11 protein-coding genes are annotated in these 15453 nt (G+C 40.5%); 10 read left to right on the top strand and 1 reads right to left on the bottom strand.

All coding sequences use genetic code 11. From position 1 onward, the window contains the following. Nucleotides 1-121: 121 nt before the first annotated feature. The 8 genes from sufD to ESY88_RS07890 all read left to right on the top strand — a co-directional run bounded on the left by sufD (nucleotide 122) and on the right by ESY88_RS07890 (nucleotide 8032). Complete coding sequence (gene sufD, locus ESY88_RS07925; RefSeq protein WP_147086134.1) at nucleotides 122-1435, top strand: Fe-S cluster assembly protein SufD; 1314 nt, start codon at nucleotides 122-124, stop codon at nucleotides 1433-1435. A 398-nt stretch (nucleotides 1436-1833) separates the two neighbouring features. Continuing rightward, nucleotides 1834-3054, top strand: a complete 1221-nt coding sequence (locus ESY88_RS07920) for an aminotransferase class V-fold PLP-dependent enzyme (protein WP_147086135.1) — start codon at nucleotides 1834-1836, stop codon at nucleotides 3052-3054. A gap of 150 nt (nucleotides 3055-3204) precedes the next feature. Further along, nucleotides 3205-3687 (top strand): hypothetical protein, encoded by a 483-nt coding sequence (locus tag ESY88_RS07915; RefSeq protein WP_147086136.1) that lies wholly within the window; start codon nucleotides 3205-3207, stop codon nucleotides 3685-3687. 55 nt (nucleotides 3688-3742) lie between these two features. Further along, complete coding sequence (locus ESY88_RS07910) at nucleotides 3743-4165, top strand: SufE family protein (RefSeq protein WP_147086137.1); 423 nt, start codon at nucleotides 3743-3745, stop codon at nucleotides 4163-4165. Between the two features lie 74 nt (nucleotides 4166-4239). Further along, complete coding sequence (locus tag ESY88_RS07905; protein ID WP_147086138.1) at nucleotides 4240-4563, top strand: SUF system Fe-S cluster assembly protein; 324 nt, start codon at nucleotides 4240-4242, stop codon at nucleotides 4561-4563. Between the two features lie 42 nt (nucleotides 4564-4605). After that, nucleotides 4606-6441, top strand: a complete 1836-nt coding sequence (locus ESY88_RS07900; RefSeq protein WP_147086139.1) for an ABC transporter ATP-binding protein — start codon at nucleotides 4606-4608, stop codon at nucleotides 6439-6441. A gap of 20 nt (nucleotides 6442-6461) precedes the next feature. Beyond that, nucleotides 6462-6968: a DUF2480 family protein gene (locus ESY88_RS07895; protein ID WP_147086140.1), complete on the top strand. Its 507-nt coding sequence runs from the start codon at nucleotides 6462-6464 to the stop codon at nucleotides 6966-6968. Between the two features lie 122 nt (nucleotides 6969-7090). Next, nucleotides 7091-8032 carry a DUF3078 domain-containing protein gene (locus tag ESY88_RS07890; protein ID WP_147086141.1) on the top strand — a complete coding sequence of 314 codons (942 nt, stop codon included), beginning with the start codon at nucleotides 7091-7093 and terminating at the stop codon, nucleotides 8030-8032. 169 nt (nucleotides 8033-8201) lie between these two features. On the opposite strand, the gene hflX is transcribed toward ESY88_RS07890, so the two are convergent. After that, nucleotides 8202-9416, bottom strand: coding sequence for a GTPase HflX (gene hflX / locus ESY88_RS07885; protein ID WP_147086142.1), 1215 nt, complete (start codon nucleotides 9414-9416; stop codon nucleotides 8202-8204). A gap of 236 nt (nucleotides 9417-9652) precedes the next feature. On the opposite strand from hflX, the gene ESY88_RS07880 reads away from it, so the two are divergent. Together ESY88_RS07880 and ESY88_RS07875 are read left to right on the top strand one after the other, a co-directional pair. After that, on the top strand, nucleotides 9653-10618 hold the full coding sequence (locus ESY88_RS07880) for an endonuclease/exonuclease/phosphatase family protein (RefSeq protein ID WP_147086143.1): 966 nt from the start codon (nucleotides 9653-9655) through the stop codon (nucleotides 10616-10618). A gap of 216 nt (nucleotides 10619-10834) precedes the next feature. Then, complete coding sequence (locus tag ESY88_RS07875) at nucleotides 10835-15430, top strand: T9SS type B sorting domain-containing protein (RefSeq protein WP_147086144.1); 4596 nt, start codon at nucleotides 10835-10837, stop codon at nucleotides 15428-15430. The last annotated feature ends 23 nt before the right edge of the window (nucleotides 15431-15453 follow it).

Here is a 15453-nt window from a genome sequence, read left to right as displayed (position 1 = left end):
AAGACTGAAAACGAAGACAAATAATAGGCATTAAATTGAATTAGTTTTTATAGGAAAGTCAGATGTTGCATATAAATAGCAAGATGAAGACTGCCGGCTGAAAACTGAAGACTGAAAAAAGATGGAATTAAAAGATAAACTGGTATCCTCATTTATGGCATTTGAGAATTTGGTGGACGTTGAGTCACCAATTCACGATGTGCGCAGTGAGGCCATCAAGACATTTGAAGACGAAGGCTTTCCCTCAAAACGCAATGAGGACTGGAAATACACCTCGCTGAATAGTATTTTGAAACACGATTATAGCGTATTCCCAAAACAAGAGAATCATACGGAATATCGAGACATCAAAAAATATCTTATTAACGATATAGATAGTTACAAGATCATTTTTATCGATGGTAAATATTCCTCGCACTTATCTCAAACTACCCACGAGGGGATTGATGTGTGCTTGATGTCTTCAGCATTGGCGAAACCTAAGTATAGGCCTATCATTGAAAATTATTTCAATAAGGCGGCAACAAAAGATAGCATCTCTTCACTAAATACCGCATTTTCCCAAGAAGGTGCTTATATTCATATTCCGAAGAATAAATTGGTGGAAAAACCAATCCAAATTGTACATTTTTCAACAGGGAATGAATCGGCCTTGATGTTACAGCCACGCAACTTGATTGTTGTGGATGAGAATTCGCACGTTCAAATTATTGAGCGTCATCAAAGTTTGACCGAGAATCCAGTTTTGACCAATTGTGTTACCGAGATTTTTGCTGGCAAACGCTCCATTGTCGATTATTATAAGATTCAAAACGATAAGCAGAGTGCGTCATTGATTGATAATACGTTCATTAAACAGAAGGATGAAAGCCATGCCTCTGTGCATACATTTTCCTTTGGCGGCAACTTGACCCGAAACAATCTCAGCTTTTATCAGGAAGGCGAACGAATCGATTCTACCTTGAAAGGTGTGACGATTATTGGTGATAAGCAGCACGTAGATCATAATACCTTGGTGCATCATATTGAGCCTAATTGTGAGAGCCACCAAGATTATAAAGGTATTTTTGGCGACCGCTCTACGGGTGTTTTTAACGGGAAAGTCTTAGTGAACAAGGAAGCGCAGAAAACAAATGCCTTTCAGTCCAACAATAATATTTTGTTGACTGACAAAGCGTCTATCAATACCAAACCGCAATTGGAAATTTTTGCAGATGATGTAAAATGTTCCCACGGTTGTACCATCGGTCAATTAGATGAAGATGCCATGTTTTACATGCAGTCCCGTGGTATTCCAGAAAAAGAAGCCAGAGCGCTATTGATGTTTGCATTTAGTAATAACGTAATGAATTCGGTTAAAATTCCTGAAATCAAGCAACGTATCACTAAAATCATTGCCAACAAATTAGGAGTGAATCTTGGATTTGACTTATAATAAATCTTAAAACAAAGCTCACAGGTATTTGAAAACTGTGAGCTTTCGTTTAGAACCAAAAAAGAGATTGCTAATCGGCAATCTCTTTTTTGTTGAAGACAATATGCTTTACAGTGCCATGGGAAGACAACAACATTACTGAAACCACATTTTTTTCATCTTTGGTAAAACGATATAGTGTTCTATCATTGTTTCCAAATTCGTTGCGTTGAACGGGATGTAGTGTTACACCTTCGTTTCCTTTGAAACTTAACTTTTTGCTATACCTAGCATAGAACTATATTTTTATACAAATGTATCCTAAATAAATGCAATATTTTTTTGCGCCTCTTAAAGCATTGTTATAAGTTTTACTTTAAGCGCAATGCTTTGTATCTTTGCTCTAGCAATTTAAGAACATGTTAGACGTACAAAAAATAAGAACAGATTTCCCAATTCTCAACCGAAAAATCAACGGGAAACCTTTGGTTTATCTCGATAATGCAGCCACCTCGCAAACCCCACAGCAGGTTATTGATGTAATCGTGGATTACTATTCCAATTACAACGCCAATATCCATAGAGGGGTGCATACCTTGAGCCAGGAAGCGACCGATTTATATGAGGGAGCACGCCTAAAAATTCAAGAACACTTTAATATAAAACATAGCCATGAGGTCATCATGACCGCTGGCACCACACACGGCATTAACCTTGTTGCTAGCGGATTTTCGAATTTAATAGAAAAAGGCGACGAGATTTTAGTGTCGGCATTGGAGCATCACAGTAACATTGTGCCTTGGCAAATGTTATGTGAGCGCACAGGAGCTACCCTGAGGGTCATCCCAATGGATGATAATGGGCAGTTGATTATGGCAGATTTTGGAGCCATGCTATCTGAGCGTACTAAATTGGTATTCGTAAATCACATCTCTAATGCTTTGGGCACTATCAACCCCATTGAAACGATCATCAAAAAAGCACACGAAGTCAACGCAGCGGTCTTGATTGATGGCGCGCAGTCTTGCCCGCATATCAAACCAGACCTTCAAGCTTTGGATGTGGATTTCTACGTGACCTCCGCCCACAAAATCTGTGGCCCAACCGGTGTTGGTATGCTTTACGGGAAGCAAGATTGGCTCAACAAATTACCACCTTATCAAGGTGGTGGCGAAATGATTGCTGAAGTTACTTTTGAAAAAACCACCTATGCCGATTTACCGCATAAATTTGAAGCAGGTACGCCAAATATTTCCGGAGGCATCGCTTTTGGGGCAGCTTTGGATTATATGAACGCCATCGGTTTTGAGGCTATTGCTGAATATGAACACGAGCTATTAGAATATGCTACGGATAAATTATCACAAATTGAAGGTCTAAAAATTTATGGACCGAAAGATTTGAATGAAAAAACATCTGTGATTTCCTTTAATATCCAAGGCATCCATCCTTATGACATTGGCACCATTCTCGATAAAATGGGCATTGCCGTAAGAACAGGCCATCATTGCGCCCAACCTGTTATGGACTTCTTTAAGATTCCTGGAACGGTACGAGCTTCTTTCGCATTTTACAACACAAAAGCGGAAGTTGATGCCTTGGTGGAAGGCGTGAAGAAGGCAAAGATGATGCTATCTTAAAATAGACTATTTAGTTTTGCGATCGTTTGGGTTGAATCCCTCCAGAGGGTTTTATTCCCCGAGGCTTGCCTCGAAATACAAAGAACCACTTTCAATTCATACCTTGTGGGCTTGCCCCCAAGGTTATTGATTAGTTAATGCGGAAGGCTTATGAAAATATTATTTTGTTTTTTAGTCATTTTTGCTTCAGCAAAGGAATGCAACCAAAAAAAAGCGGAAGCTTCGGCTGAAACTAAGTCTGAAGTTCTCAAAACTGAAGCTTTTCAGAAGGATTTGACCATGACTTACGAAGCCAACACCCGAGGTTTTTACGAAAAAATTTGGGTGGAAGGCGATTCCGTGAAATTCACAAATGATCGTTATGGCAAGGTTGTGGTTTCCAATATTCTTCCGAAGAACGAAAAGACAACTTTAGTAAATTTGTTAAATGCCGTAGATTTGAAAACAATGCCGCAGTTGGAAGCACCTTCCAAAGCTCACCAGTACGATGGCGCAGCCATGGCAACCCTAAATATCACTTCTGAAAAAAGCAGCTACGAAACTAAAACCTTTGACCATGGTAATCCGCCTGAAGCCATAAAAGCACTGGTCGAAAAACTATTGGCGCTCAAAGCTAAGATGGTCGAAGAGTAGCCTTAGATGTTGTATCTTTGCCACTTAAATGAATGTAAACCCATTTACAAGATTTATGACGATTACAGAAATACAAAACGAGATTATAGACGAGTTTGATATGTTTGAGGATTGGGAAGAACGTTACCAATACATGATTGATTTAGGGAAATCCCTACCATTGATTGCCGAACAATATAAAACCGAAGACAATATCATTAAAGGCTGCCAAAGTAGGGTATGGGTGCATGCCGATTTGGAGGGCGATAAAGTCTTGTTCACTGCCGATAGCGACGCCATCATTACCAAAGGCATTATCGCTATTTTGATTCGTACGTTTTCAGACCAGCATCCAAAAGCCATTATTGAAGCCAATACCGATTTTATCGACAAAATCGGGCTCAAAGAGCATTTGTCGCCCACCAGAGCCAATGGTTTGGTAAGCATGATCAAGCAACTAAAAATGTATGCCATCGCCTACCAAACTCAACTGAATTGAAAATCAAGATTCAAGATTCAAAGTTTGTTTGGAACAACTTTGAATCTTGAACCCGAAACTTTAAACTGATAAAAATGGAAACTAAAATAGATACCAACGCTTTAGGCGAAAAAATAGTAAGAATTCTAAAAACCATCTACGATCCAGAAATTCCTGTGGATATTTATGAGTTGGGATTGATTTATGACGTCTTTGTCAATGAGGATTACGATGTTAAAATCTTAATGACCTTGACCTCTCCCAATTGCCCAGTGGCTGAAAGTTTACCTGCGGAAGTAGAGGAAAAAGTACGCTCGCTTAACGACGTGAAAACCGCTGAGGTGGAAATCACTTTCGATCCGCCATGGACGCAGGAATTGATGAGTGAGGAAGCCAAGTTGGAACTGGGGATGCTTTAATGCTTCGCCATTCAATCTGTTACCCAATTACCCCAATAGCGCATGGCTAGAAGAGGTCTGCAATCACTTTCCGAAAAGAAAAAGGTAAATTTCAAGGGCTCATTTAGTGCTTTGGTTTTTATTCCGCGCTTTTTTAAGGAAATCTGGAGAACCAACAAAAGTCTCTTTTTAGGTTCCGCGTTTTGCCGACTTATTGCTGCGATTTTACCGGTCATTATTTTGTGGATCGGAAAAATCATCATCGATGAAATTGTGCTCCAAGCCCAAGTAGAAACTGCCGATCTTTCCAGACTATGGTTATATGTAGGTATTGAGTTTGGGCTTATTGTTGTTTCCGATTTGGTAAGTCGAGCGATTTCCTTAACCGATGGGCTGCTTGGTGATGCCTATTCCATCAAGTCCTCGGTAAGCATCATGAGAAAAACCAGCAAGATCGATATGAGCTTGTTGGAAGATTCAGAGTTTTACGATAAACTGGAGCGCGCCAGGACCCAAACTACGGGTCGCGTAGGTTTGATGAGCAATGCTTTGGGCGAGCTCCAAAGTCTCATTTCCATTGGGACACTCATCGCGGGTTTGATTTATTTTGAACCTTATCTTATCATTCTTTTAGTATTAAGTATCATCCCCTCTTTCATCAATGAAATTTGGTTTAGCCAACAGCAATATTCGCTGGCTAGGGGTTGGACTGCCGAGAGACGCGAACTCGATTACCTCAGGTATATTGGCGCCAATAACGAAACCGCCAAAGAAATCAAGCTTTTTGGTTTGACCGATTTTATTGTAGACCGGTTTCAGCGTTTGTCTCAGGATTATTTTGACCTTAATAAAAAATTGGCGGTAAAGCGCTCGGCATTGGGATTTGTATTCAATGTTTTGGGTACGCTCAGTTATTATGGCGCTTATGTGTTTATTATTTACAGAGTGGTAACTGGTGTGATTACCTTGGGAGAACTGACCTTTTTATCTGGTGCTTTCAATAGGCTTACGAAGAATCTTCAGGAGTTTTTCTCAAAATTCACTCGAATTACCGAAAGTGCTCTGTATCTGAAAGATTATTTCGAGTTTATAGATATTTCCATAGAGCCAAAAATTACGGAAGACCAACACTTACCTAAGACCATAAGGCTTGGATTCGAGTTTAAAGATGTTCGATTTGGCTATCCAGGTTCAGACACTGAAATTCTGAAGGGCATCAGTTTTGAAATGAAGGTTGGTGAGAAATTGGCTTTTGTAGGTCAAAATGGTGCGGGAAAAACCACCTTGACCAAATTATTGCTTCGGTTTTATGAGCCTACTTCTGGCGCTATTTATTTAGACGGCATAAATATCAACCGCTTTAATAAAGCCGATTACCAAAACTACTTCGGGGTTATCTTTCAGGATTTTTTCAAATATGAATTTACCGCAAGAGAGAATATTGCGATTGGCGATATTAAAGAACTTAACAATCAGCAAAAAATCGAAAATGCTTCGGAATTAAGCTTGGCCAACGAGGTCATTTCCGAATTAAAAAAAGGCTACGACCAGCAATTGGGCAAACGCTTTGCGAAAGGACAAGACCTTTCCGGAGGCCAATGGCAAAAAGTGGCCTTGGCAAGAGCTTATATGAAAAATGCAGAAGTCATGATTCTTGACGAGCCCACTTCCGCATTAGACGCAAAAGCAGAAAGTGATGTGTTCCAGAGATTTATTGCCCTGACCAAAAACAAAACGAGCATCATCATTTCCCACCGATTTTCAACCGTAAGGCAAGCAGATCGCATTTTAGTCTTGGAAAATGGCACCGTCTTAGAGCTCGGAACCCATCAAGAACTCATAGAGAATGATTCTTTATACTCAGAGCTTTTTACCCTACAGGCCAAGGGCTATCAATAAAAAAGCATTAAATTTGCAGCATGCAAGACGAGATCGTAAATAGAGTAGCACTAAGTAAGTTGATGGTGGTTGATTTGGAAGATTATTATCCTGAAGGCGAACGTGTCCCCTTTGATATTAAAGACTGGCTTTATGAAGGTTTTGTGCTGCGCGAAAAGGAGTTTAGACAACAAGTCAAAGCTCATGATTGGTCGCAGTATGACAATCAATTTGTAGCACTGAGCTGTTCTAGTGACGCTATTATTCCCGCTTGGGCATTTATGTTGATTACAATGGAGCTGCAGCCTTTCGCTAGAAAAATCTGTGTAGGCAATATGGAGGCTCTGGAAACATCCATTTATCAAGACATCATCAACGGGTTGGATGTTTTGCCTTACCAAGACCAAGCTTTAATCATTAAAGGTTGTGCCCACAAACCGGTGCCTCTGAATGCCTATATTTTGTTATCCAACAAATTGAGACCCGTTGCAAAATCCATAATGTACGGGGAAGCCTGTTCTTCAGTGCCTTTATTTAAAAGAAAGTAAGGCCAGCCACTTTGATTTTCACGACAAACATCTCCTGGTTTTCTACAAATTTTTAGTTACAAAAAAGGCATCTGTTATATTTGCAGGCTTAAATAATCCATAGAAATTCAAATACGATTAAGATGACTAAAAAACTGTTTTTAACGGCAGCCTTTATGTTTTGTCTAGCGTTGAGCTTTGCGCAATCCAAGGAAGAGTTGCAAACTCAAAAGAAAGAAAAACAGGCAGAGGCTGATGCGGCCCAAAAAGAAGCCGACGCCCTTCAAGCTCAAATAGATGCTTTGCCAGGCTGGAAATTGGGAGCCTTTGGTACCATAGGAGGAAGTTTGTCTAATTTCAATAATTGGTTCGCACAGGGCACGCCAAGCAACTCTTCAGGTAACATTGGGTTTACTGTTAACGCCTATGCGAATTTTATCGAGGATAAATTTTTCTGGAGAAACTCCTTAAATACAAATTTGAGCTGGGTAAAATTGAATGATAAAGAAGACCCTACTGATAATGATAGCTTTGAACCCACTACAGACGTATTTAACATCTCCTCTTTATACGGACGAAACTTGAGCAAAAAGTTAGCGGCCTCTGCTTTGGTAGAATATAGAACCACAATCCTTGACAATTTCAACGATCCCGGATATTTAGATGTTGGTATTGGTGGCACATGGACTCCAACCAAAAACCTTATCGTAGTGTTTCATCCCTTAAACTATAACTTTGTCTTTGCAAATAATAGCGCAGTTTATGAATCTTCTTTAGGCGCAAAAATTGTGGCAGATTATACGCGACAAATTGGAAAGATTAATTTCAAGACTAATTTCGCAACCTTTCAAAGTTATAATAGCAGCGACTTGTCAAACTTTACCTGGATCAACTCTTTTAGCTATACGCTTTGGAAAAAAATTGGAGTAGGATTTGATTTTGCCTTGAGAAGCAACCACCAAGAGGCCTTGAGTTATGCATTGGGTCTATTGCCAGCTGATTATATGGGCGACCCATTAACTTTTGATAATGTGGATAATGATTTACAAACGTATTACACGGTTGGTTTGAGCTACAAGTTTTAATCCAGTAAAAATTGAAATAAAAAAGGTCATTCTCGAAACTTCGATAATGACCTTTTTTTATTTAGAAACCATCAAAAGGCAGCATTCTTTCAACTTATAGGTTGACGATTCACTATTTTTCAAGTTCAAGTTCAAGTTCAAGTTCAAGTTCAAGTTCAAATTCAACTGATTACTCTTCCTCATCAGAATAATCCGGATACAGAAAATTATTATAAGGAAACCGCGTCACGTGAATTTCCCTAACTTCGTCATAAATTCTTTTTTTGAAGCTGTCGAGATTATCTTTGTTCAAGGCAGAAATAAATAAGGCGTTATCTCCAACACGGTTCATCCAGGTACGTTTCCATTCCTCTAGGGTGTAGTGTTGTTCGGTTTTAACCGTTACCAAATCATCCTCCTCCAAAGGCTCTGCTTTGTAGGCATCAATTTTGTTGAATACCATAATGATAGGTTTATCAGCGCTGTCAATTTCTCCCAGAATTTTGTTGACAGATTCTATATGTTCCTCAAAATTAGGGTGGGAAATATCCACAACGTGCAAAAGCAAATCTGCTTCGCGTACTTCGTCCAATGTACTTTTAAAGGATTCTATCAATTGGGTTGGTAATTTCCTGATGAATCCAACGGTATCGGTCATTAAAAATGGAAGGTTCTGTATCACCACCTTTCTCACGGTCGTGTCCAATGTCGCAAATAATTTATTCTCGGCAAATACATCACTTTTGCTAATCACGTTCATCAAAGTGGATTTGCCAACATTGGTGTAACCTACCAGCGCAACCCTAACCATTTTACCACGGTTACCACGTTGCACTGCCATTTGTTTATCAATCGTCTTGATCTTGTCTTTCAATAAGCTGATTTTGTCACGTACAATTCGTCTATCGGTTTCAATTTCAGTCTCACCAGGTCCACGCATCCCAATACCACCTTTTTGACGTTCCAAGTGAGTCCACATGCCTTTAAGTCTTGGCAATAGGTATTCACATTGTGCCAGTTCCACTTGGGTTCTTGCGTAACTTGTTGTGGCGCGCTGCGCGAAAATATCCAGAATGAGATTGGTACGATCCAATACTTTGCAGTTGAGTATTTTACTTATATTTCGCTCTTGCGCTGCAGAAAGCTCGTCATCAAAAATGGCTGTGCCCACAGCATGCTCCTCGATATATTGCTGCACCTCTTTCATTTTACCAGTACCAATAAAGGTTTTCGGGTTTGGCACATCTATTTTTTGAGTGTAACGTTTTAAAACCTCACCGCCCGCCGTATAGGTTAGGAACTCCAATTCGTCAAGATATTCCGTGGATTGTTCTTCGTTTTGATCTTTGGTAATTACACCAATAAGAACCGCTTTTTCTAGCTCTATGTCTTTTTTCTCTATCATATTGTGGTATCTGATACAAAGTTAAACAATTAGGCCTATTAGTCTTTTCCTTTAACTTACAATCTTTGACTGTAAAGAATAAATTTGATTCTTTATGATTTTGATGGCAAGGTCTTAATTATGGGAAATAGTTGCTTTTGAACTAAGAAAGACTGTTTTCCGCGGAAAAAAATGGAAGCGGTTTTTTATATATTCCGAAGGCTTTTGTATTGCCTTATAAAAGATACCTTTGTAAGGTGCAAACTGAAACATCCAATTCAAAATCCCATACCCTAGCTTTCTACAATTTAGAGAATCTTTTTGATTACAGGGAAGGTTCTGCTGTTTTTGATACCGGTTTTATTCCGTATAGTGAAAGACGATGGAACAAAAAGCGTTACGAAGATAAAATTCATAAACTTGGGCAAGTGATTTCTCAGATTGGAGACCCTTCCGAAGAAATGCTTCCTGCCATCATAGGTCTTGCTGAAGTTGAAAATGAAACAGTGCTGCACGATTTGACCCAAAGCAAACATCTGCGTCATCATAATTATGGTTTTGTGCATTTTGATTCCCAAGATGAACGAGGGATTAACGTTGCACTCCTTTATCATCGTGATGTGTTTGAGCTAATGCATACTGAAACCTTTTCGGTTTATTTGGAAAAGGAGCCTGGAGTTCAGTATTTCACTCGAGATATACTTTTGGTTTCAGGGGAATTGCATTCGGAAAAAATCCATCTTATCGTAAATCACTGGCCATCTCGGTTTGAGGGATTGGAATCTTCTGCCATAAAGCGAATGGCTGTTGCAAAAAAGGTTTTAAAAATTATTGAGCAGCTACAATTTGATGACCCAAAAGCCAAGATTCTTGTTATGGGAGACTTCAACGATGATCCCGATAACGACAGCATGAAATACCTTGTAGACGAAGCTGGGCTTGTGAATGCCATGGAAACTTTGCGCTCCTATAGTCGCGGAAGTCACAAACACAGGTTCAAATGGCACTTATTCGATCAAATATTGTTGACGAGTAATTTTTTCGAAAGCAGGTCAAAACAGCTAAAATTTGACAAGGCCGATATTTATGATCCTCAGTATTTGAAAGCGTATGAGGGTAAATTCAAAGGGCAGCCGTTTGGGACTTTTGTGGGAACAAAATACAAGGGTGGTTTCAGTGATCATTTCCCAGTGTACTTGCGTTTGAAGCTAGTAACAGTTTAGCTTGACGGCCGCTTTTCTTTTTATCGATTATAATTGCTTTTTATCTATTAAAAGACTGTTAACAGTTCGTTAATTATACTTTTTTCTATCTTCGGATATTTAAAGATAAACCCTACACAAGTCTTGGTTTTAAAATTAAACATCTTCCGCCCCTAGGATTAAGTTTAAACCAATGTTAATCAATATCTTAGATTATATTCAGTTAAAATAGCCCACATGAAAAAAATTACTTTAGTTCTAGTTTTGCTATTGGCAGTTTCTGGAGCTTATTCTCAAATTGTGAACGAGCCAGCTAATTGGCCAAATACCGCCTGGTTAGTCGAGGGTACTGGTCTTGACGACGCAGATGTCTTTGAGGCAGACCCAACGCTTACCGCAAATTTCGCTTATGATGATGATGATGCAGGATCTGGCACTGATAATGAGGTTTCGGCAGCATCACCAATAATAGATCTTAGCGCAGCAGCCAGTGCTGGTGAAACATGGATGACGGTTTCTGGAAATTACGTACATCGTTTTTTGAGTAGCGATTTCTTGATTTTCCAATATTGGGATGCCGATGCTGAGACCTGGAATGACTGGGGATCTCCTTTTGTAACTACTACAACTGCTGCTCCTTTTGATAATTTTTGTTCTGTTGCAGGGGTGCCTTACACCACCGAAGTGTTGAATATTTTTAGTTTTACGGCAACGCAGCTATCTGGATTTAAATATAGAATCTATTATAATGATGATCTTGACGGTTCTGGATGGAATTATGGGTTCTGTTTTGAATCCCCAACGCTAACTTCGGAAACGCCTCCTACCTGTCCTGTTGTTTCTGGTATTAGCGTTTCAAATATTGGCGCGACTACGGCAGACATTGCCTGGGCTGCAGGTGGTTCTGAAACCCAATGGGAAGTGGCTGTGCAGCCAGCAGGAACAGGGGAGCCAGCCGGTTCTGGTGAGGCAACGTCCAACAATCCTTATACAGCAACAGGCCTCACGGCAGTGACCGATTATGAAGTGTATGTGAGAGCTAACTGTGATGCTGATGGTTTTAGCAATTGGCAAGGCCCGGTAAACTTTCTTACTGCCTGTGATGTTTTTGTGCCTTTTTATTCCGAAGATTTTGCAACGATCATTCCTAATTGTTGGGATGAAGCCAATAATGGTACCGCAGCAACTGGACCATTGGAATTAGGCGCGGGTTCTTGGGGAGCAGATGGCTATTTGAACAATGGTTTTAGTGGTGCTTACAAGATTAATTTATGGGTTACTGGCAAGAGTGATTGGATCTTGTCGCCACAGTTTGATTTAACCGGTGGGCCATACCAAGTCGACTTTGATTTTGCGATTATGGAATGGGGCAGTAGCAGCGCGGCAGGAACTTTAGGGTCTGATGATATCGTGCAGCTCTTAATTAGCGCAGACAATGGTGCTACGTGGACCGTGCTTATAACTTATGACAAGGATAGTGTGATTCCCGCTTCGGGCATACAGGTGGTTTATGATCTTAGCGCCTATGCTGGGCAGATTGTACAATTCGGTATCCTGGGTTCTGAAGGCACGGTTAACGACGAGGAAGACAATGATGTGTTTGTAGACAATTTTAGGGTTAGAGATATCCCAAGCTGTCAAGAGCCTTCAGATTTAGCAGTGGCCAACATTACTGAGACCACCGCAGATCTCAGTTGGACTGCCAATGCAGGCGAGACGTCTTGGGAAATTATCAACCAAGATGCAGGAGGCGCTGCCCCAACTGAATCAGATTCTGGTATTGCCACATCCGATAATCCTTATCAGGCAACTGGCTTAGTAGAAGGCGGTAATTACGAATTTTATGTACGCGCAGTTTGCGGCACCAATGATGTTAGTTTATGGGTTGGCCCTTCTTCATATCGCATTAGTGGTCCTGGGGAAGTTTGCGAAGATCCAATAATCGTCACGACTCCCTTACCATATATCACTTCAGACGACACTGCAAACTATCTCGACGATTACAACGGTTCTGCCGGAGAAAATTGCGGATCCACCTTTGGCTATCTCAACGGTGACGATGTGGTTTATGCTTACACGCCAGATGTTGACACCTCTGTTGATATTGAGCTTTCTGAGCTTACCGATAATTATGCAGGTGTATTTGTGTATACAGATTGCGCCGACATTGGAACGAACTGTCAAGCAGGGGCCTTAAATTCATTTTCATCCGACGATTTGGCTATAGACGATTTTATTGTCACAGGAGGCACCACGTATTATATTGTCATTTCCACATGGGCATCGCCACAATCTACAGGTTATACTTTAACCATAAGAGAGAATACGTGTATCAACCCAACAGCTGGCTTTCAAGTGGTCAACGATTGTGAAAATGGGGAACAATTTCTCGTAGATGTTAATGTTACTAGTTTTGGTGATGCCGAGAGCTTAACAATATCAACCGATTTCAATGCAACAACAGTCGAAGTTACTGAGCTGGGAACCTATCAAGTTGGTCCTTTCCCTTTCTTGACCGATGTGACCATAAGCATCAACAATGATCAAGACAGCAATTGTTTTTTGAACGAGACGTTTCAGCTTTTGGCCTGTCCACCAGATAACGATAACCCCTGTGATGCCATTGAAGTTGCTGTTAATACAGATTCGTCATGTGATCTTACAACTTCTGGCAGCTTAATAGAAGCCACACCTTCAGGAGTGCCTAATGGTTCCTGTGAAGGTAATCCTGATGATGATGTTTGGTTTCAGTTTGTGGCAGAAAATGAGGTTCAGGTTATTTCAATTTTGAACAACACAGGCACATTCAATATTGACCATGGGCTTTATGAAGGTAGCTGTGAAGGACTCGTTGAATTGGCTTGCACAAACGGTGATGCAAGTGTTAGTCCGCAATTGGTAGTAGGGAATACCTATTATTTGAGAGTGTTTTCCGGCGGAAGCAATCCTGAAACAAACACCTTTGACATCTGTATTAAGAAAGCACCCAGCAATCTTATATGTGAAAATGCGGTAAATTTCTGTGCCGAAGATGGTGGTGCGTTGATAAGCTCAAATATAATAGGCGTTCCAAGTATTGGAGAAATTGCATGTTTGAGTTCGACACCTAACCCAACCTGGAATATTATTCAAATAGGAAGTGATGGGCTTATCGAAATTCAAATAGACCAAATCGACGATCAAGGCGAAGGTTTAGATGTTGATTTTGCGCTCTGGGGCCCATTTGATTCTTTAGCGAATGCCTGTGGCAATCTTGATACTGGTTGTCCAGATCCTGACGATTGCCCTAATAACAACGGCTTTTTTGGAAACCCGGATTTTTATCCTTTTGGTAATATTATAGATTGCAGCTGGTCTGCTGAAACCACTGAAAATTTAACAATTGACAATGCCTTGAGTGGCGAGATTTATGTGCTTTTGGTTACCAATTTCTCAGGTGATCCCGGTACGATTTCCATTGCCCAAACTAACGGAGGTACTGCCGATGGAACCATTACCGCAGAAATAGAGGTGGAATTGGGTGCTGATCAAGAGTTTTGCGGTTTTCCAGATTATGTACTGAATGCCGAATCTCCTTTTGCAGATTCATACGTATGGTATGCCGACGGCTTTGTGATTGAAGGCGAAACAGAAGCTACCTTAACGGTTACCGAAACAAATATTTATACGGTTATTGCCTTTGATGAACAATGTGGGTCTCAAGCAGAAGATTCGATTAGCATAACCTTTGGTCAAGAGGCCATCGCCAATCCGGTTGAAGATATCGTGACCTGTGATGACGCCACTGGAGATGAGGTGGAGAATTTTGATTTGGAAATGCAAACTGCAACGATTTTAGGCGAACAAGATCCAGCGGTATTTAATGTCACTTATTATGTGACCTTACAAGATGCTCAAACCAGCACAAACCCGTTAACATCGCCATATAACAATGTGTCAAATCCGCAAACCATCTTTGTAAGGGTAGAAGATACGAATGCCAATTTCTGTTTTGCGACCACAAGTTTCGATTTGGTCATCTCTGGACCTACACCAACAGCTGCAAGTGTTGACATTGAGGCTTGCGACGAAGCTGAAGGCAATGCAAGTTTTGATTTAGCTGCACATGATGTTAACATTCTTGATGGGCAAAGCCAAGAAGAGTTTACCGTGAGCTATTATGAGAATGAGGCAGATGCTGAAGCGGGAACCAACGCCATTGACGATTCAACCTTATATGGCTCAAACTCCCAAACGCTTTATGCAAGGGTAGAGAGCAACATATCCTTTGACTGTTATTCTACAACCGCATTTGATTTGATCGTGAAGCCATTGCCAAATACTACGTTTGCAGAAGATTTTGATTACGAGGTTTGTCCTGATGCTACTGTGCCAATTATGATCAATGCAACAGCAGGGAATTATGAGGCTTCAGCAGTAACCATACAATGGTACAGGGATGGAGGTCTCATTACAGGCGAGACCAATTTGAGCCTAGCAGTTTTAGAGGCTGGCACCTATGAAATTCAAGTGAGCTTCAATGATGCCTCACAGTGTTCCTCTAGCGCAGCCATAGAAGTTATAGAGTTGGAAAACTGTGTTATTCCTGAAGGCATCTCGCCAAATGGAGATGGTAAAAACGATACGTTTGATTTGAGTAGCTACGATGTGAGCAAACTTGAAATATTCAATAGAAACGGAACCCGTGTGTATCAAAAGCGTAATTATACCAACGAGTGGTTCGGCCAAAGTGATGATGGTGAGGACTTGCCTGTGGGCACCTATTTCTATACAATGGAATACCAAAACGGTAAGCAACGTGCCGCATGGGTTTACATACAAAGGTTAAACTAAGGATCAACACAATTAATCATAAA

Source organism: Subsaximicrobium wynnwilliamsii (genome assembly GCF_007997225.1).
In the GTDB taxonomy this organism is placed as follows: domain Bacteria; phylum Bacteroidota; class Bacteroidia; order Flavobacteriales; family Flavobacteriaceae; genus Psychroserpens; species Psychroserpens wynnwilliamsii.
Note: the sequence above shows the minus strand (reverse complement) of the source record. Positions and strands in the feature narration are given on the sequence as shown.

Excerpts from the sequence above, each read along its gene's own strand:
- ESY88_RS07920 (WP_147086135.1), top strand. The coding sequence starts at position 1,834 with ATGTTAGACGTACAAAAAATAAGAACAGATTTCCCAATTCTCAACCGA.
- ESY88_RS07905 (WP_147086138.1), top strand. The coding sequence starts at position 4,240 with ATGGAAACTAAAATAGATACCAACGCTTTAGGCGAAAAAATAGTAAGA.
- ESY88_RS07910 (WP_147086137.1), top strand. The coding sequence starts at position 3,743 with ATGACGATTACAGAAATACAAAACGAGATTATAGACGAGTTTGATATG.
- sufD (WP_147086134.1), top strand. The coding sequence starts at position 122 with ATGGAATTAAAAGATAAACTGGTATCCTCATTTATGGCATTTGAGAAT.
- ESY88_RS07900 (WP_147086139.1), top strand. The coding sequence starts at position 4,606 with ATGGCTAGAAGAGGTCTGCAATCACTTTCCGAAAAGAAAAAGGTAAAT.
- ESY88_RS07895 (WP_147086140.1), top strand. The coding sequence starts at position 6,462 with ATGCAAGACGAGATCGTAAATAGAGTAGCACTAAGTAAGTTGATGGTG.
- ESY88_RS07875 (WP_147086144.1), top strand. The coding sequence starts at position 10,835 with ATGAAAAAAATTACTTTAGTTCTAGTTTTGCTATTGGCAGTTTCTGGA.
- ESY88_RS07915 (WP_147086136.1), top strand. The coding sequence starts at position 3,205 with ATGAAAATATTATTTTGTTTTTTAGTCATTTTTGCTTCAGCAAAGGAA.
- hflX (WP_147086142.1), bottom strand. The coding sequence starts at position 9,416 with ATGATAGAGAAAAAAGACATAGAGCTAGAAAAAGCGGTTCTTATTGGT.
- ESY88_RS07890 (WP_147086141.1), top strand. The coding sequence starts at position 7,091 with ATGACTAAAAAACTGTTTTTAACGGCAGCCTTTATGTTTTGTCTAGCG.